Annotated in this window: 22 protein-coding genes; 12 read left to right on the top strand and 10 right to left on the bottom strand. The window is 35.6% G+C overall.

The features are described 5' to 3' along the window. Positions 1-2: 2 nt before the first annotated feature. From ACMT7R_RS12760 to ACMT7R_RS12745, 4 genes are all read right to left on the bottom strand, one after another. Positions 3-407, bottom strand: a complete 405-nt coding sequence (locus ACMT7R_RS12760) for a hypothetical protein (protein ID WP_415312335.1) — start codon at positions 405-407, stop codon at positions 3-5. Positions 408-927: 520 nt separating this feature from the next. Further along, positions 928-1,188 carry a hypothetical protein gene (locus ACMT7R_RS12755; RefSeq protein ID WP_415312334.1) on the bottom strand — a complete coding sequence of 87 codons (261 nt, stop codon included), beginning with the start codon at positions 1,186-1,188 and terminating at the stop codon, positions 928-930. A 66-nt stretch (positions 1,189-1,254) separates the two neighbouring features. Then, on the bottom strand, positions 1,255-1,425 hold the full coding sequence (locus tag ACMT7R_RS12750; protein ID WP_415312333.1) for a hypothetical protein: 171 nt from the start codon (positions 1,423-1,425) through the stop codon (positions 1,255-1,257). A 188-nt stretch (positions 1,426-1,613) separates the two neighbouring features. Then, entirely contained in the window at positions 1,614-2,222 is a 609-nt protein-coding gene (locus ACMT7R_RS12745; RefSeq protein ID WP_415312332.1) for a hypothetical protein, read from the bottom strand. Between the two features lie 411 nt (positions 2,223-2,633). Here ACMT7R_RS12745 and ACMT7R_RS12740 point away from each other — a divergent pair, with 411 nt between their 5' ends. The 7 genes from ACMT7R_RS12740 to ACMT7R_RS12710 all read left to right on the top strand — a co-directional run bounded on the left by ACMT7R_RS12740 (position 2,634) and on the right by ACMT7R_RS12710 (position 8,307). Then, positions 2,634-3,560: a formyltetrahydrofolate deformylase gene (locus tag ACMT7R_RS12740; RefSeq protein WP_415312331.1), complete on the top strand. Its 927-nt coding sequence runs from the start codon at positions 2,634-2,636 to the stop codon at positions 3,558-3,560. A gap of 44 nt (positions 3,561-3,604) precedes the next feature. Continuing rightward, entirely contained in the window at positions 3,605-4,336 is a 732-nt protein-coding gene (locus ACMT7R_RS12735) for a creatininase family protein (RefSeq protein ID WP_415312330.1), read from the top strand. Positions 4,337-4,412: 76 nt separating this feature from the next. After that, a complete protein-coding gene (locus tag ACMT7R_RS12730; protein WP_149861860.1) occupies positions 4,413-4,646 on the top strand; it encodes an LSm family protein in 234 nt (77 codons plus the stop codon). Between the two features lie 45 nt (positions 4,647-4,691). Further along, positions 4,692-4,862: a 50S ribosomal protein L37e gene (locus ACMT7R_RS12725; protein ID WP_415312329.1), complete on the top strand. Its 171-nt coding sequence runs from the start codon at positions 4,692-4,694 to the stop codon at positions 4,860-4,862. A 76-nt stretch (positions 4,863-4,938) separates the two neighbouring features. Next, complete coding sequence (locus tag ACMT7R_RS12720) at positions 4,939-5,907, top strand: hypothetical protein (RefSeq protein WP_415312328.1); 969 nt, start codon at positions 4,939-4,941, stop codon at positions 5,905-5,907. Positions 5,908-6,067: 160 nt separating this feature from the next. Continuing rightward, positions 6,068-6,793: a ribose 5-phosphate isomerase A gene (rpiA, locus tag ACMT7R_RS12715; protein WP_415312327.1), complete on the top strand. Its 726-nt coding sequence runs from the start codon at positions 6,068-6,070 to the stop codon at positions 6,791-6,793. 38 nt (positions 6,794-6,831) lie between these two features. Beyond that, positions 6,832-8,307, top strand: a complete 1,476-nt coding sequence (locus ACMT7R_RS12710; protein ID WP_415312326.1) for a dihydroorotase — start codon at positions 6,832-6,834, stop codon at positions 8,305-8,307. Between the two features lie 83 nt (positions 8,308-8,390). Here the strand turns inward: ACMT7R_RS12710 and ACMT7R_RS12705 are convergent, their stop codons facing one another. Continuing rightward, positions 8,391-8,798, bottom strand: a complete 408-nt coding sequence (locus ACMT7R_RS12705) for a hypothetical protein (RefSeq protein ID WP_415312325.1) — start codon at positions 8,796-8,798, stop codon at positions 8,391-8,393. Between the two features lie 576 nt (positions 8,799-9,374). On the opposite strand from ACMT7R_RS12705, the gene ACMT7R_RS12700 reads away from it, so the two are divergent. The 5 genes from ACMT7R_RS12700 to ACMT7R_RS12680 all read left to right on the top strand — a co-directional run bounded on the left by ACMT7R_RS12700 (position 9,375) and on the right by ACMT7R_RS12680 (position 13,380). Then, positions 9,375-10,079: an ABC transporter ATP-binding protein gene (locus ACMT7R_RS12700; RefSeq protein ID WP_415312324.1), complete on the top strand. Its 705-nt coding sequence runs from the start codon at positions 9,375-9,377 to the stop codon at positions 10,077-10,079. Between the two features lie 99 nt (positions 10,080-10,178). Next, a complete protein-coding gene (locus ACMT7R_RS12695; protein WP_415312323.1) occupies positions 10,179-10,400 on the top strand; it encodes a hypothetical protein in 222 nt (73 codons plus the stop codon). Beyond that, the gene (locus ACMT7R_RS12690; protein WP_415312322.1) at positions 10,390-11,649 is read left to right on the top strand and encodes an ABC transporter permease; all 1,260 of its coding nucleotides are present in this window, start codon (positions 10,390-10,392) and stop codon (positions 11,647-11,649) included. Before ACMT7R_RS12695 ends, ACMT7R_RS12690 begins: the two co-directional genes overlap by 11 nt. A 103-nt stretch (positions 11,650-11,752) precedes the next feature. Continuing rightward, the gene (locus tag ACMT7R_RS12685) at positions 11,753-12,994 is read left to right on the top strand and encodes a PQQ-dependent sugar dehydrogenase (protein ID WP_415312321.1); all 1,242 of its coding nucleotides are present in this window, start codon (positions 11,753-11,755) and stop codon (positions 12,992-12,994) included. A gap of 53 nt (positions 12,995-13,047) precedes the next feature. Next, on the top strand, positions 13,048-13,380 hold the full coding sequence (locus ACMT7R_RS12680; RefSeq protein WP_415312320.1) for a hypothetical protein: 333 nt from the start codon (positions 13,048-13,050) through the stop codon (positions 13,378-13,380). Positions 13,381-13,455: 75 nt separating this feature from the next. Here ACMT7R_RS12680 and ACMT7R_RS12675 read toward each other — a convergent pair whose 3' ends face one another. The 5 genes from ACMT7R_RS12675 to ACMT7R_RS12655 form a co-directional block, all read right to left on the bottom strand. Further along, entirely contained in the window at positions 13,456-14,259 is an 804-nt protein-coding gene (locus tag ACMT7R_RS12675; RefSeq protein WP_415312319.1) for a hypothetical protein, read from the bottom strand. A 170-nt stretch (positions 14,260-14,429) separates the two neighbouring features. After that, the gene (locus ACMT7R_RS12670) at positions 14,430-14,984 is read right to left on the bottom strand and encodes a metallophosphoesterase (protein WP_415312318.1); all 555 of its coding nucleotides are present in this window, start codon (positions 14,982-14,984) and stop codon (positions 14,430-14,432) included. Positions 14,985-15,261: 277 nt separating this feature from the next. Further along, positions 15,262-15,756: a hypothetical protein gene (locus ACMT7R_RS12665; RefSeq protein ID WP_415312317.1), complete on the bottom strand. Its 495-nt coding sequence runs from the start codon at positions 15,754-15,756 to the stop codon at positions 15,262-15,264. A gap of 138 nt (positions 15,757-15,894) precedes the next feature. After that, complete coding sequence (locus ACMT7R_RS12660; protein WP_415312316.1) at positions 15,895-16,551, bottom strand: TfuA-like protein; 657 nt, start codon at positions 16,549-16,551, stop codon at positions 15,895-15,897. Beyond that, positions 16,530-17,873, bottom strand: coding sequence for a YcaO-like family protein (locus ACMT7R_RS12655; protein WP_415312315.1), 1,344 nt, complete (start codon positions 17,871-17,873; stop codon positions 16,530-16,532). Before ACMT7R_RS12655 ends, ACMT7R_RS12660 begins: the two co-directional genes overlap by 22 nt. Positions 17,874-17,988: the final 115 nt, after the last annotated feature.

Below are 17,988 nucleotides of genomic sequence, written 5' to 3'. Positions count from 1 at the left end.
GCTCACTCTAATTCCTTGACTTTGGTTATAATATCATTAACGTCAACGAGTGTAGCATTTTTATCTATCGTAATGTAATATAGCACATCCTGATTCTTTGATGGAATTAACACCAAGGTAACAAATTCGTTTTTTGTAATAGAATAATGTGTTTTTCCAATAGAACTATCAAATGAATTTCGTAGTTGTTGTCTCACAGATTCGATAAAACGCTCGTCTCTTGCCTGGTCTGGAGATAAAAGTGGCCTTATACCTTTTCTCAGCTTACCAGAAACTGTTCTACCAAACCTGTTAATTATTCCTATATATCGAATTTTATCAGAAATATTCAAAAATTCCATACACTTGCTTTGAAAAGCTAATTTAGCATCGTCAGAAATAGTGCTTGTAGTGACCTTGTTATCCATCTAATAGAGTTGTACTAGGTTTCTTTAAAAAGCGTTATTATCTACACTACTCTTTTCATGATGCTTGACTGCTTAGACTCGGTTTGCAATAATCTTGTTCATTAGGTTTCTATTTTGATCAAGATGTGAGTCTTACATTTCGTTTGGTATATTCTTTAGTGTCTACATCTACTATTAGATAGTATCAATTTACTAGTGTGGTGGAAAGTGGGAGAGTGGGAGAGGGAAAGATATTTGATCTTGTTCAAGGACCTTTTATCCTTTAAAAAGCAAATGGATGACAATTAACGAGAAAGAGAGGTCGATTAATCAACTGGAACTGGAAGATGAGGGAGAATGAGAAGGAGAAGATGTCGATGAATTTGAAGAATGGCAATTACAATCACATTGAATCATCTTCATATCAAAGGAGCAATCTTCATCGGGACCACATGTTTCATTTACTGGCCAGCTACCGGGACAATCAGAATGCTTGTCTCGTTTACAAAAGAAGGTCAGAAACATATCTCAAAGGACTATACTATATATCTATGTTAAAAAGCTGTGGTGCATAGATTGATCCTTCCCTGACCCTTTTGACCTTTGCAACAGATAAGTAATGGGGCCAAAGGGTAATCATAATTGACCCTTCAGGTACATTTTCAGGGGATTCGATGACGACTAAATCTTTTAAATCAACACCGTGTTCGATCAATTTTTCTTTGCTTCTATCTATCAGTTCTGCAGGCATACCACTGCTATACAAATAGACCTTATCGGTGTACTCTATTTTACTTGACACTAGATACTCTAAAAATTTTGCAATACAAAAACATTCCCCGTAAATTGCAAGTAGATTAAAAATGTGTTATAGTTCATCTATCTTGTATTTAGTCGTACAACCTAGGCATTCATAAATCTCACTACCTACCTGTCCTGAAACATTGAATCTTACTATTGTTTTACATTTAGGGCATCTTCCCTCAGTTGACTTTGTCTTTCTTACTGGTCGTGCAGTTTTCCTCTTCCTACTACCCATATGACAGTAACCAGTAGGCTCTCCCTTTTAATAAATTAATTTGATCTTTATGTGAGAAATTCGCAGTAAACCTGCGAAAAAAAATTCAGTTTGTGGATCCAAATGTTTTATTATTAAAAGATACTAAATTTTTCAAAAAATACCACATTATTGTTATAGTTTATTAACAAAAAGAAAAAAGAAATGGTTTAATCTTGTCCTAATGCGTTTTCGCCGCTATTGAACTGATCTTGGAAACTCAAGTTGTTGCAAGATACTATTGCATCTTCACCAGAAACACATTGTGCGTTTTGTTTATTGTCTTGGTCTTGCTCAATATCTTGATCTCCGTCATTGCCTTTCTTTCCTTTCTTTCCGTCACCACCATCTTGTGCTGCTGCATTGTTCCCTTCGTTGTCTTGGTCCTGGAAGCTTAAGTTGTTGCATGAAGCTGCAATGCTACCGCCTGCTACACACTGGGTGTTTTGTTTGCTGTCTTGATCCTGGTCGATTTCTTGATCGTTATCGTTACCTTTACCCTTGCCATTTTGTTGTCCCGCTGCATTATTGCCATCATTATCTTGGTCTTGTAAGTTCAACTGGTTACATGAGGCGATTACATCTTCACCAGAAACACATTGTGCATTTTGACGTGAAGATTGTCCTTGGTCGATTTCTTGATCGCTATCGTTACCCTTGTTTTTTTTCTCTTTTGCCATAACATCACTCACAGCAAAAGTAGGACTCATAAACAAAGCAAAGGCTACCACAGCTACCACAGCTAAAATTAGTGGTTTCTTATTGTTTAATGTAATCATTACAATTTAAGGTAATGTTTATAATATGTATGATTCTTAAAATGATCATACTAAAATTTTAGGATATTTTTTTACTAAATAAATAACTGCTGTATTATTGCAAAAAAAAATCCTGATCAAAAACTATGTTATTTGATTTCTAGTATGAAATTAATAATAAATCACCTTGTCATGGTTATAGGAAGTGGGAGCATTGTCATCACAGAGAGGAGAAGAAATAGAAGTTAATCCTTAGCAACGATAGCAGTAGCAGTTACAACAGTAACAACAACGACGATGACGACGATGACGACGACTACACCATGGACCTATGAATAATCAATATCTCATGTAACAATCATAGTTGAGATTCATATTTGAGACATTATGTGTATCATATTTATCTTGGATATGAGATCTCTTTGAACATAAATGACAAAGAGCGAGGGAAAAGGACCAGCAATTGAGAGAAAAAAAGAGAATGAATACAGGATAAATGATATTTCAGAATCACCAAAACCCAAAACCTTTGTGGAAGTTACGATAGTTGGCAAAGATAAGAAGGGAATTGTTGCTGATACTACAAATTACATTTTCAAACATGGTGGAAATATTGAAAAAATCAATCAAAATGTAGTAAAAGGGCTCTTTGGAATGCACCTTGAAGCTTCCTTTCCAGCAATTGATAAGGTTAGAATGAAGGACGAGCTGGAGACTCTTGGAAAGAAACTTCAAATGGAAGTCAAGGTTCACTTTCATGAAGAGAGCAAAGTAAAAAACGTCGCAATACTGGTGAGTAAGGAAGATCATTGTCTTTTAAAAATATTAAATTCACATGTTGCTGGCGAAATTAAATGCAATATTTCACTGATCATTGGTTCCGATGAAAAACTCAAAGCTGTTGCAGATTCTTTTAGAATTCCATTTTTCTACGTTAAACATGTAGAACAGAGTGAAGCGGAAAGAGAAATTCTACAATTAATTGAAAAGTTCGACATTGATCTCATAGTTTTGGCAAGGTACATGAGAATTTTGACCCCAAATTTTGTTTGGCGTTATCCAAATAGAATAATAAATATACATCCCTCACTTCTTCCAGCTTTTCCAGGGGCATTTGCGTATGTCCAGGCATACGAAAGGGGAGCAAAAATTATTGGCTGTACGGCTCATTTTGTTACCGAGGACCTAGACCAAGGGCCAATCATTATTCAAGAGTCATTTAAGGTATTACAGGAAGATACCCTAGAAACAATCAAGGTAAAAGGACAGCTCGCAGAAGCATTTGCCCTTTTTGAGGCAGTAAAACTATTTTTGGAAGACAAATTAGAGGTAAATTGGGGAAAAGTTAGTTACAAGTAGCTATCATACTTTTTAGTCTGGTATCCAAACCTTATTTGTAGCTGATGGAGATTAAATTTATCGGTCAAAACAAGTTTTCAAGCCTGGTACAAGACTCTCATATTGATGCGGCTATTTTACCGCTTGGTTCCACTGAGCAACATGGTGACCACCTACCATTCTCGACGGACACCTTGATAGTAGAGCACATTTCCAGCATTATATCTCAAAAGGCAAAAATGTTTCTGTTACCTTCTATTTTTTATGGGGTGTCATATGAACACCATCCCTTGTGTAATATTTCATTAGACTATAATGTACTGGTAGATCTTATTTCAAATATTTCACATTCACTGGCAAAGCAAGGAATAAAACGGATGTTTGTAATAAACGGACATCATGGAAATTTAGGTTTGTTACAGTACATAGGGCAGAATTTATTTACAAAATATAGAATAGAGTCGAATTTCTTTTATTTCATCAACTATTGGCAACTTTTAGATCAAAAGTTTGATCATGCTGGAGAGGTTGAGACTTCTCTCATGCTGGCAATTAATCCCGACCTTGTTAATATGCAGCTATCTAAGCAGGGATTTGATATTAAAAACGAAGGAGACGAAGAATTCTTTAAAAAAGGACTGAATATGTCTATCAACAATCCAGGCGGGTTTATTAAATTTACAAATAACGGAGTATGGGGTAACCCACAAAAGTCAAGTGCGGAACAAGGACACGAAATGCTTTGTCAGATAATAGAAAAAATTGTAAAATTGGTTGCAGATCCAAGGTTCAGATAATCATTACTTCCGATAACCTAGCAAAAACTAAATTTAATATAGGACATCGATTTGATACACAATAGGTTAGATAAAGATGTCCGTAGATATGGCAGTTAAAGTCCTCGATGAAAGCCTTGGTAGAGATGTATTAATAAAATTAAAAGGTGGAAAGGTCATTAGAGGAAATTTACAAGGTTTCGATCAACATATGAATCTGTTATTAGAGAGCTCTGTAGAAATTTTAGAGGAAGGTAAGACTGATGAAATTGGCAATATTGTAGTAAGAGGAGATAATGTCGTTATCATATCTCCGCCTCAGTTCAAATAACAAAGATAGCGAATAGGTAGTAAAGGAGAAAAGAGGTAAGAGAGTTTGACCAAAGGAACAACTTCGATGGGTAAGTTTACCCGAAAAAAGACACATATCAGATGTAGAAGATGTGGACATAATTCATTCCACAGAAGGGGAAAAGAATGTGCAAAATGTGGATATCCTGATCCAAAACTAAGAAAATACAAGTGGATAAAGCGACGGGTAAAATAAAACTCTGCTTTCTATCGTTTTATTAAAATCCTATTTTTATATTTCTACTTCTTACATATCATAGTCAAAGAAAAAAATGTTAGACATTCTCATATTTTCAGGTTCGGCCGGGCTAGGCATTGTTTGTGCTATTTTCCTGTACAGATTTACCAGCCTTAGGAAGCAGAACGAGCACGGTAGCGTGCTTGGCAATGTAAAATATGAGTTGAATAATCTTTATTTTGAAAAATCAGTTGCTTTAGAGGCACTGGAAAAAATAAATCAATTCTTTGAAGACAAAAAGATTGATGAATATGAAAGAGACCGACTCTCACGAAAATACATTAAAATGCTAGACAATTATAACAAGCGCGTTTTCCAACTCAAGCCCATATTGGAAGCTCAAGAAATTTACGAGTACAAAAAACAATTAGACTCCATTCTACAAGAGTATACAAAAAAGATAGATTCAAGGCTTGCAAGTATAACCGGCCATTCAGCAACAGCAATAACAGCAACAGCTGACAAGAAAAGGTCGAAAGTAATAACATCTAAAAAAGGAACAATAGAAGGATCATCTACCGTTGCTTCTTCTTCTTTTTCTTTTTCACCTTCACCATCATCGTCATCGTCAGCGATATCAACTACACCCTCTACAGAATTACAACCTGGATTTGAAGTCAGGCATTCACCGAGATCATGGGGACAACAATTAAAGTCGTCAATCACGAAGATCTCTCGGTTTAAACTTGATAAGGACAAAAACGATGATTCGGTTGCAGATGTTACGAAAAGTATTGAGAGCCTCCCTAGTCTAGATGAGAAAAAAAGCGCCGATTCAAATGGTCCCACTGGCACAACTGCAAATAATAATACTAAAGAAGATGAGGAAAAACAAGTTGATCAGGTATCACCAGAAATCGTACCTAATTTAGAATCATTGTCAATAGAAAAATTACAGCCAGTTGATTCAGACGAAACTGAAAAGGTAAATATCGATACTAAAGAAATAGATAAAATTCAGAGCGATATTTTAAGGACCCTAAAGCGACTCGAAGACTCATGAATATATGGATTTGAGAATATTTACGGGGATGGAGAGGCAGAGACTACACTTCCCTACTATCCTCTCCCTCATCCTCATCCTCTTTCTCCTACTTTTTCGCCTACTCCTCCCTTCTCAATCGATTTAAATATTCTTTCATTCTCTTTTTCTATAGTTGATCATGTCCGTTTCTACTACAAGCACTCAAAATAACGATACTTTAGACGATAGTTTTGAAAAAATAGCAAAAGACATTATAAGCAATCATTTTTCAGATAAACAGCTAATTATAGGGTTGGGAAGTGGTAGAGCTGCAACTAGAATTGTAAAGCTCATTCCAGATGAGGTGGCCAGAAACTGCGAATTCATCTGTACATCTTTGCAAATAAAGATTGAAGCAGAGAGACAAAACTTGAAAATCATAGATGAATCACAAATACCGCGTATTGATGTTGTCATAGATGGAGCCGATCAGATTAACGAACAATTTTGTCTGATAAAAGGTGGAGGCGGAGCATTATTGCGTGAAAAGATTATCTACTTCTCTGCAAAAAAAACAATAATAGTCGCTGATTTTACAAAATTTGTTTCTACTTTTTCAAGATCGGTTCCAATTGAAATATTACCCTTTAGTAGAACCTCAATTGTCCCTTTCATCGAAAAGCTTGAAGGTACGCCTGTACTTAGAACTCTGGACAAGGGGTATCCATATGTAACTGAGAATGGAAACCTAATTTTGGATGTGATGTTTAACGACTATACTAATGTTTCATGGTTAGAAACTGAGTTGAAAAAATTACCCGGAATACTGGAAACAGGATTATTCATCCAGGCTCCGGACATCTGTTATAGTGCACTCAACGATAACCAGTTTAAAAAATATGAACCAACTTCTAACTCCAAATGACATATTTACCAAAGTTAATTATGAGGTGATGGAAACAGATGGGGAATAATAGCTGTGATTTATTGATCAAAAATGCTAATGTTGTAATCCCTAAAACAGGAATAATTAGATGCAATATTTTGGTTGATGAGGGAAAAATAAAAGAATTATCAAAGTCCGCTGACAATATCTCCTACTCAACATCTTTTGATGTAAATGAAAAATATGTGTTACCAGGGCTAATTGATCCTCATGTCCACTATGGTGTTTTTTCACCAATCGAGGTAGCTTCTGAGACAGAATCTAGATCTGCTGCTGTAGGTGGTGTAACAACGATAATGCGCATGTTACGGATTTATGACGCATACAGTCAAGAAATATCAAAGCATTTACGCGCCAGCATAGGAAATCATTTCATAGACTATGCCATTCATGCTTCAATCCTAAATCCTGTCCAAATATCTGAAATTCCCCATCTGTATGATTTGGGCATTCACTCGTACAAGCTATACATGAATTTAGGTTCAACCGATAACAGAATACTAATGGACATGAATCCCTCTGAAGATCTCCATCTACCTAAGAATGTTAACATCACTGATGATCTATGTTCAAAGGTTATCTCCACTTCTTCTGACTTGAAGAATGCAGTTGTACTGGTACATGCAGAAGATAATGAAACTTGTGCAAAATTGATTGAAGAAAAAAGACAAGTATATTCAACAAGAAAAACCGGGACCACAAGAGAAAGCGATAAAGAAAATCCGTTAAGGACATGGTCAGAATGTCGACCCACCATTAGTGAATCAATCGCAATAAAAAAGATAATGAATATTGGTAGACAGTCTGGTGCCAATCTGTATTTTGTTCATATTGGTTCAAATGATGCGCTAGATACAATTCTACATGAAAAACAGATTGGAGGATGTAATGCGTATATTGAAACCTGCCCCCACTACCTGACCCATTCAGTAGACTACAATAATTTGAGAGGGAAGGTAGTTCCCCCATTGAGGACTAAAAACGATGTGGCAAGTTTATGGAATGCTATCAAAAATGGCTTGATTGATACCATAGGAACAGACCATGTCGCCAACACCTTGAATTTGAAATTAGGGACCCAAAACGATATATGGACTTCATTGGCAGGCTTTCCAGGCGTGGCAACGATGTTGCCTGTATTGTTGCATTATGGGGTTATATTGCGACAGTTATCGCTTGTTCGATTGGCGGAATTAACTAGTTACAATACCTCAAAAATATTTGGTCTTTTTCCCAAAAAAGGTACAATACAGAAAGGATCAGATGCTGACTTGGTTGTAATAGACTTGGATCTCAAAAAGAAAGTGACCCCAGAAATATTGCAGTCATCCTCAGATTACACGATTTATGATGGATATGAGCTGCAAGGTTGGCCAATCTTAACGGTATCTAGAGGCAAAATAATTATGGAAAATGGAAGTGTCTATCCAGAAAACAAAGGTCATGGTAAATTCGTAAGGTTAGATCAAGATAATAATAGTAATAGCAACTAAGAAGAATACTACTGCTTTTTAATAAGAAATTTTATCCTACCCTATGTAGGCCGGAAGGATGATGGATGAAAATAAAGATAGAATTATGGAAATGGGATTGCGTTAGAATAATCTTTCTCGTCGTCTGATTCGTCAGCTATATTTGAATTGAATGGTAAAGACATTGGCACGTCATCGTTGTCGTTGTTGCTGCTATCATCATTGTTGTTATTGTCATTATCATTATTGTCATTATCATTATTGTCATCGTTGTCGTTTCTGTTATTACTATCGTCATTATTGTTATTGTTATTGTCATTATTACTTGCACAATCATCACATGTGCTCAGGTCACTAGAATCGGAATTTAATTCATTTAACGGATTAATTTGAGTAGAATTATTTTGACTGGTGCTAGTAGTAGCATTTGCCATACCAAAGTCATGTAGGGTAAAAACTAGCGTAGCAATCATTACGAGCATGATACTGTAATATTTCAATCCGCGATTCATATGTGTAATTGAATTATTAGAATTACATATTAATGGATTTTGATAAATATTTCTATATTATTTTTTTATTCCAAAAACCAACTAGTATATTATGGTATATTATAAACAAATGTTACATTAAAATTTTTCAAATCATCAGATTGAAATTTGCTAATGGTTTGATATGGTGGAATAAGAAGAGGAATTATGTTTCTATCAACATTTTCCTGACCATAAAGATAGACTTCACCCCCATGAAAATTTAGTAACATTACCCAAGAAACAAAAGTAGATAATATTATTAAATTAATTTTTTTCATAAGATTGTTATATTACATTTCACTCTATTCATTATTTAAGTTTTGATGATTATTCATGGTAATTGTTAAACAAGTAGTAGCTTGTATCTGTCCACTAAATTGTATTCGTAAATTCAAAATGCGAATGACGCCAAACGGTTAAAAAATAACATCCGCCAAATTGTCTGTTATCATTTTGGAGTAATACCTAGTATGTATGTATGACACAGTACACTTTATATCTATAATGAATGGTTTAAAGAGTAATAAGACAGAATAACTAACTTTAATAACATCATTGTCTGAACCATCTGTTCCAATCCTTAAAGTTGAACAAATCTATAAAAGCTATATTTCTTCCGCAGGAGAAACTCCAATCCTAAAAAATATTAATTTTGAAGTGAGCAGAGGAGAGTTCGTTTCGATTGTGGGTCCGTCAGGAAGTGGTAAATCAACATTGCTAAATATTCTTGGTACTTTGGATAGACCAACCGAAGGAGACATTTTCATAGATGGAGAAGATGTATTCTCATTGGATGATCATGATTTAGCATATCTGCGAAATAATGCCATCGGATTTATTTTCCAATCATATAATTTGATAAATAGAGCATCAGTATTGAAAAACATCGAAATTCCTTGCATAATAGCGGGAATCAGTAAGAGCGAACGGTTAGAGAGAGCCCACAAAATCATGGGGTTACTTGGAATAGAGGATAAAGGGAGTTTTAAACCATTTAATCTTAGCGGAGGTCAGCAACAGCGTGTTGCCATAGCCAGAGCTTTAATGAACAATCCCTCTATAATATTAGCAGACGAGCCTACTGGAAACTTGGATACTAAAACTGGAAAGGAGGTATTCAATCTTTTGAAGATGCTTTCAGATAAATATGATAGAACCATCGTCATGGTTACTCATAATCCTGAATTGGCTGAAAAGACTGATCGTATAATCCATTTGAAGGATGGTGAGATAGAGCGCGAGGAGCGTATAGCAACATGAGATGTAAAACTATTGAATCACAGCCCTTTTCTCGTAGAAAAATTTTTTATAACCAAGTAATAAAAATGGTTCACTCTAAAAGGGACAAGGTAATAAAATATGCTAGTTAACAAGGTTCAAAATACTTCAGTATCTCAGAGAAGTTTATTAAATCTTGATCATTATTATCATCCTCAATTCATAATACTGTATCACAAGACTAACCATAAATCTTTACCTCAGTCGATCGTAAATTCATATTATTTACACTTTGGACTAGACCATACCAAAGATCAAATAGAAGAATCAAAAAGAGGAAGGCATATTCGAAATGGATATTAGGGAAATTTTCATTCTCTCATTTCAGGCATTAAAGGAAAGAAAGATCAGATCTTTGTTGACTATAGTTATGGTCATGGCAGGTACAAGTTTGTTGGTAGCAGTAAACGGTGTAGGGGCAGGGTTTACAGAATTTTTTAACAAGCAGTTTAGTAATCTAGCACCAAATATACTCTTTGTAACTAGCGGACAAACACAAGGATCAACTACTGTTGGCTCCACTGAAGGGGGAGGTGGATCGGCGGGTTCAAAAATAACTCTGAATGCAGCGGTCATAAACAGAATTGAATCGTTACCTTTTATAGATAAGGTTATCCCATCATATCAATCCCAAGTTTTGATGAAATCCAGGGGAGAAGAAAAATCTAATGCCGCCCTGTCAATAGACCCAAATAATCTCTTTGTCATAGCCCCTACTCTAGAGTTACAACCAGGTTCACAATTAAAACAAAATGATCCCTCGGCCATCATTTTAGCAGACAATATTGCCAATCCCCCCGGACAAGATAATCCATTTGTAACTATTGGTGAAACAATTGAATTAGAATATTCCTTTATAGACGACACAACTGGTGAGCAAGAAACACTTTCCAAGAATTTCTTAGTAACAGGAATAATGGAACCGACGGGTAATCCCACTATAGATGGTGCAGCAGTAATCAACTTAGACGCAGGAGACGCTCTTTTTCAAAAAACCGGAAAATATGATTCCCTATTTGTAGTAGCTTCATCAACAGAGCTAGTTGATGCAGTGGAAGAAGAAATAAAGAAACTATATGGCAATGATATAGGAGTAACGACGGTAAAGGCCATTCTTAAGACGATTGAACAATTTACCGGAGGTATTACCTCTTTCCTCTTAAGCATAGCCATAATTTCACTGGTAGTAGGTGCAGTGGGCATCATTACTACGCTATATACTTCAGTTGTAGAAAGAATTAGAGAAATAGGGACCCTTAAAGCAATAGGAGCACAGAGTTCAAACATCTTGACTATGTTTGTATTAGAAGCTCTAATCATAGGAATGCTTGGTGCAACCTTAGGCTTGCTTGGCGGTATTGGCGGAGGATATGCGCTATCTCAGGCTACACCGAGAAATGAGGGCGATCCTCCTTTGATACCACTTTTCTTTATTACTGATATGGTAACTGTTTGGTTTATTTCTGTGGCACTGAGCGTCATTGCAGGGCTTTTACCAGCTTGGAAGGCTTCGAAGGTGAGTCCCATAGAAGCCTTAAGACCCAAGACTTGAGGCGTGAAGTATTCAAAATGTGTACATTGTATAGATGATAGTTACACCAGTTAATGGAAAAATACTAAACTTATAACAAATGTTTTTTGCTATTATAGAGACGATGGCAAACTGCAAATCGGTTTTTAGAGTTACAACTTTGCTAACGACATCTTGGACTTGCTTTTTAGTTTTCATGATTTTACAGTCACAAATATTAGTTTTTGAAACGGTTAATGCACAATCTCTGAACGACCCTAATCTTCAACTAGAGTCAGCATACAGCGGTCTTGACTCACCAGTGGGTATGGCGTTTCTAGATGACACTGGAGAAAATATTTTAGTAATAGAGAAAAAAGGAGATGTTAAACTGGTTTCTGATGGGATATTGCAAGAAACTCCCGTTAAGCAATTCGATGTAGATTTTCAAAGCGAACGGGGTTTATTAGGAATAGAAGTTCTTAGGGAAATCAGTGGCACCAAAATTTTTCTTTACATGACAGAAGACGACCCTGATTTTGCTGCGGATAGTTCAGAGGATACCATACGGAACAGGGTTTACAGTTTTGATTGGGATGGTAACACTCTGGCAAATCAAAAACTAATTTTGGACCTTCCAGGGACGCCTGGTCCTAATCACAATGGTGGAAAATTGACACTGGACAAAGATAATAATTTGTATGTTGTTGTTGGGGATCTAAATCATAGAACACAGCTGCAGAATTTTGAGAATGGAGGAGACCCTGATTTAACAGGTTCAATTTTTAGAATAAATCCACTTACTGGTGAAGCCCCTCCAGATAATCCATTTTTTGATAGTAACATTCCCAATATGGACAAAACCTACGCCTACGGAATTAGAAATTCGTTTGGATTGACTGTCGACCCAATTACCGGAAGCATCTGGGATACCGAGAATGGTCCATCATTTTCTGATGAAGTTAATATTGTTGAGCCAGGATTTAATAGCGGATGGAGATCAATTATGGGTCCAGCTTCTTCTCCTGAGGATGTCAACGATTTGGTGTCTATCTCTTCTATTTCCAACTATTCTGATCCAGAAATAAGTTGGGTTGATCCTCCGGCTGTCACAGATATTGAGTTCATAAATAGCACCAATTTAGGACCTGAATACGAAAACAACATATTGGTAGGAGATCACAATAACGGTAATCTCTATTTCTTTAGGGTGAATGATGAGAGAAACGGATTAGACATTGAGGACGATGTGATAGATTCACAAGGCGAGATTGACAGTTATGTTTTGGGTAATGGGTTTGGAAGCATTACAGATATTGAAACTGGTCCAGATGGCAATGTCTACATTGTATCTTTGGAAAATGGAAACTTGTACAAGATCTCTTAAATTTTCTTTATGAATTAAATATTTATTATATCGATTAGCACTATAAATTATAAATGAAAAAAGAATTCATAGTTGCTAAAATTGAGGCATCCACTGACGGATCTCCATATATTTACGTGTCATTCAAAGATCCAAACGAATATTTAAAATCTGGCGATAAACAAATGAATCCTTTTGGTTCAAACGTAATGGCATTTACCTCCCCAGAGGATTTAATGAAAAACCTGCCAAAGGCAATGTCTAATATAACGAATATGTTTGGTGGAGGAGCAGCAGGTGACTCACCAACGTTCAAAGTAAGTATGAAGGAGTATGACGAGTTAAAAATAAAGGTTGGAGATAAAGTAGTAATCGATATTCAAAGGTACGAACATAACGATACCTAACATTCTCCTAAAGTTTTAAATTAAAGTTTCAGAAAAATTCTCTAAATATTGCCAAATTGAAATATACCTAACCGATTATTCTTCAGCAATCAATTTCTCACTTTTTCTCCTTTCTTTTTCGATTATCAAGTGTTGTTCCTTATCTTCAACGGTAGTCCAAATGGCACCACAATCAAAACAGAAATAATTAGATGTGATTTGGGGAATTGAGATGTGTTCTTCTGCTAGATTATTGTATTTGGGTATCGATTTTCTTGCATCTGATATTTTAATGCGATCTGAAACTTCATGCACGTCATCAGGGATCAATGCATCTGCATCAGCAGCAGCAGCAGCAGATTTAGTTGATGCAGTTGTATCTGAGACAGTAGAAGAAATTGTTTGAGTTTGTTGTTGTTGTAGTTGTTGTTGAGATTGTTTAGGCGGTGGTGATGATAGAGTTTCTGGTTTTGTTAAAGTCGATGAGGATCTAGGTGGTGATGATGCGGATGGGGATTTAGTGGATGAGGAGGAGGGCTTAGTTGGTGATGGTGATGGTGGTGGTGATGTTGATTTTGTTGATGATGATGGTGATGGTGGTGATGCGGATGGGGATTTAGTGGATGAGGAGGAGGGCTTAGTTGGTGATGGTGATGGTGGTGGTGGCGATGTGGTGATGGTGGATGTTGTGGATCGTGGTTTGGAGGGTGCGACAGGTGTGGATTTTGTTGTTTGGTGAGAATCAACGCTTTTAATTTCATCATCTGTACTCTTGGTGTTGGTGTTGGTATCGCCAACGCTGTTATTCACTCCGCTAACTTCATTATTTTTTTTAGATAGAGATTTTTTGGTATCTGATACTTTTGGTTCGGTCACTTTGGTCCCGTCCTTTTCACTCATTTTAAAACTAAAATACATTTATCATGATTTTATATATTATTTACTAGGTTATGTAAACAAGACGCACATACAATGTAAACAAGACGCACATACAATAGAAACAATAGACCATTAGACTACGACAATTGAAATTATTTTCCATTCCAGACATTCAACAGGGGAATTCAGATTTAGTCTCTATTGATGCGTATGAATTTGGCAAAATCTTGTTTGATACCCTCGTCTTTATCTGTATTATCCTGATCGTAAACAATAATGGATGCATAATCATCTGATGTCGGATGGAAAAAACCCCTGTTTAGAGGTCCAGGATTCAATACTAGTGTTTTTCCGATTTTTTCAATCCTCTTCTTATGTGTGTGTCCTAGGATTAATAGATCGAAAATTTGACTTTCTACCAATACCTCACTTAGTTGTAAATTTGTCCCATGATAAATCCCAACTTCTTTACTTTCAATACGTATTCTACCAAACTCATTTAGGAAAAAAGCATTATCCAGTTTGCCAAACTGTGCAACTAGCCCAATTATCTCCCCATCATTATTTCCACGTACTCCGTAGAATTTTGTATTTCGCTTTAATTCTCCGAAAAGTGCGATCATGCCTGGATAAATATAGTCTCCTGCGTGAAATACACAATCAACATCTAATGTATTAAAAACTTCAATTGCCTTTTTTGTATTTTGAATATCGTCATGAGTGTCAGATAGAATTCCAAATTTCAATACTCTTTGTAAATCATGCAGATAAAAATTTCTTATGATAATTTTCCAAAGGTAACCGAACGCATTCTGTCCATCAATCTGTCTGTCTGTCTTTTTTTACCTTTTTTTGTTTTCTATAATCATGTTACTTTGTAAAGAACCTAGTTTTATCATGTAGCAATCCGTTATCTTACAGCATAGTCAAGTTTTTAATTCATTTAAGATAAGAGACCATTTTAATCGATATTGAATATTCGTTTCTAAAGGATAGGAGGAAAACCTTTAGCAATCATAGCTACTACTTTTTTTCTATGTACATTGATGACTTTTTTCCAGACCTATTGATAACAAAAAAGGCATGACAAGAAATAATCAGCGCCGCTAGTGTCATTTTCGTGGCAAAGACCAGGTTCCACGGGGTCTCTGGATTCGGATAACTGATATTGATTTCATCTACGTTTAGAGAATTATTTATTGTATTTACGGTAATTAGGGAACCCCAGACGGTAAAATTGTAAACAAATTCGTATGCTGCTACCACAATTAATATCAGCGAAATAACCGATAAAACAGATCGTAAGATCTTTGGAGTATCCTGTACTCTCTTATAACCAATTTTAGTAACGCAAAACCAGGTTATGACTGAAAATATTGCCAAATAAGATACTAGTTTTCCAGATCCTTCAAATAAGAGATCATTTTTGACAATTATCTCACCTATGTTAATGGTTCCAGATACATCATATTCAACCCAACTCCAGTACATTCCAAAGGTTGTAATATACAGCATCATGAATGCTGAAAAGTAAAAAACTACTATATAGATATGATAAGAATCTATCCTGGAAAAAAAATGAAACAAATTATTACCCATGAATAATGTTTTATTAATAAGAGAAGATATAAAATTACCTTATTTTACTATATCTAATTATCCCATATCGCCTTTTATTCGCTTCAACAACAATACCGCATCATCTTCCTTCAAACTTTTTCTATTGGTTTGAATGTGTTCTCTGAATTTTTCTACTTGCGAATTAATTTCTGGATGCATTTGTTTACATTTATCCAAAATATCGCCATAAGTTCTGTAAGGAAAATAAGTCTGCTTTGATACTCGAAGAATAATCTTTTTGATCCCTTCATCTATGATTCCCATTTTCTGTGCCAGAAAAAGATTATATCGTATATCTATCAGTGCTTCGGATTTGTAATTAGAATAATCAGTAAAGGTAACTGCAACCTCATCGTCAGCATCTAGAATACCTTTTTTAAACATATTGAATATTTTGCCCACTCCGATCATTCCATATTTGGATAATTCTACAGCACGAAGTGCTCCTAAACTCGAAGATCCATAAACTTTCGTCCCCTTTTTCCTTAATAGATTGTATATTTCAATCGGCGTTGGAGGATAGTCTTGCAGAAAAAATCCGTCGATTAATCCAACGAATTTTGTTTCTTTGAATAATAATTGCAAAAAATCTCCTTTTTTGGCAGGTTTTCTGTAATCGGCGTCCAATATTCCTGCGGCTTTCTCTATGGAAAGAGAAGGGCCTAGAAAAATTATTGGTCTTGGGTCAGGCATCTAATTGCATTCTCCTGGGCTCGACTACCTACCGCTAGTTTGTTTATCTTAAATGTTTCTAATCCAGGAACTATAATTCGAACAACTGGAACTTGTAGCCTAGAATTTGTCAAATTAACCACTATTGCATTTTTAAAGCCTTTGTTTTTTAAGTTTCCAAGAATTAGTTTTATATCATCTAGTATATCATCATTGTAAAAAGAATTTACCTCAGTGAATGCCTTCTTTTTTGGAGAAGCCATAAACTGCCACGACTTATTCTCATCACTATTCTGTGGATCGTATTTCATTTTTCTCAAATCATCGCGTGAACCCTGAATATTGGCCGCTCTTGATTGAGACACTTCTGTGATAGCACGCATCAACGCAATTCTAGAATCAGGATGAGTACCGTGTCCTTCAACCAGATAACCATAATCGTGATTCACCCATTCAACGCTGCTGGCTATGAATGTAGGGATCCCTATTTCTGTAGTGATATCCTTCACCTTCAATGAAATTTGGCATTTATGGAACTCTCTAACAATCTTTTTTACAGGAGGATAATCCAATCCGTTTAGGTCGATGTCAGAATAGACTGTATTATCATCGATAAAATTCTTTGATTCCAGCGATCTTATTAGAATACCGTTGTTTAAGAACCCATTTTCAATTGTCTTGAGAAGATGATATTGAAAAGCACTGCTGGAAAATTCAGCTATACTTACAGCATCTCTTTCTATAACCTCACAAAGGGCATGACATATTGCTTCTTCCATTACATTGCCTGATGCTAAACCATTCGTATGAAAAAACGAATAGGGATTTATCGATGGAGGATTCGGATTATATCTAAAGATAGCAAGAGAAGATGGTATCAAAATATCTTTTTGGCTGATAAGATCGTATCCAATGCAATAATCCATATTCATTTCATCGGTTAATTGAAATGAAAGAGGCTCTATAACCTCGTCATACTTTAAAACATCATAACTTTTGGAAAGTTCTTTATACTTTCCTGTTAAAATTTTTCCTTCATAATTTGCAGGCAACGAAGAAAATCTCTCAATGCTTTCCATTATTACACTTGCTTTCGCATGGTTCTTTGTAGGACCTTTTCCACTGTATACCCAAATATAGTCTTCTGTTCCGGGTAACACTGCAGAATAATTGGGTATTCGCAGTCTATCCATATCGGTGATATCTGCCACCCTTGTAATTCCTATTTGTTTGACTAATGGATTCACTTTCTTCAGTGTTTCCTCTACTGGTTGGATTCTTGAAGTTCCATAGTTATTCCATTTTTTTCTTGATTTTAGTAAAAAGACAGTTTCACTGGCCAATAAATATAAACACGATAGATTCGTCAGTCAGGAATATATTAATTATTTTAATCATTATAACATGCGAAATAAGAAAACTTACAATTATAGCAATCTACCACTCTTTTTTGTCAAG

This window comes from Candidatus Nitrosocosmicus sp. FF01 (assembly GCF_047711275.1).
GTDB lineage: Archaea > Thermoproteota > Nitrososphaeria > Nitrososphaerales > Nitrososphaeraceae > Nitrosocosmicus.
Note: the sequence above shows the minus strand (reverse complement) of the source record. Positions and strands in the feature narration are given on the sequence as shown.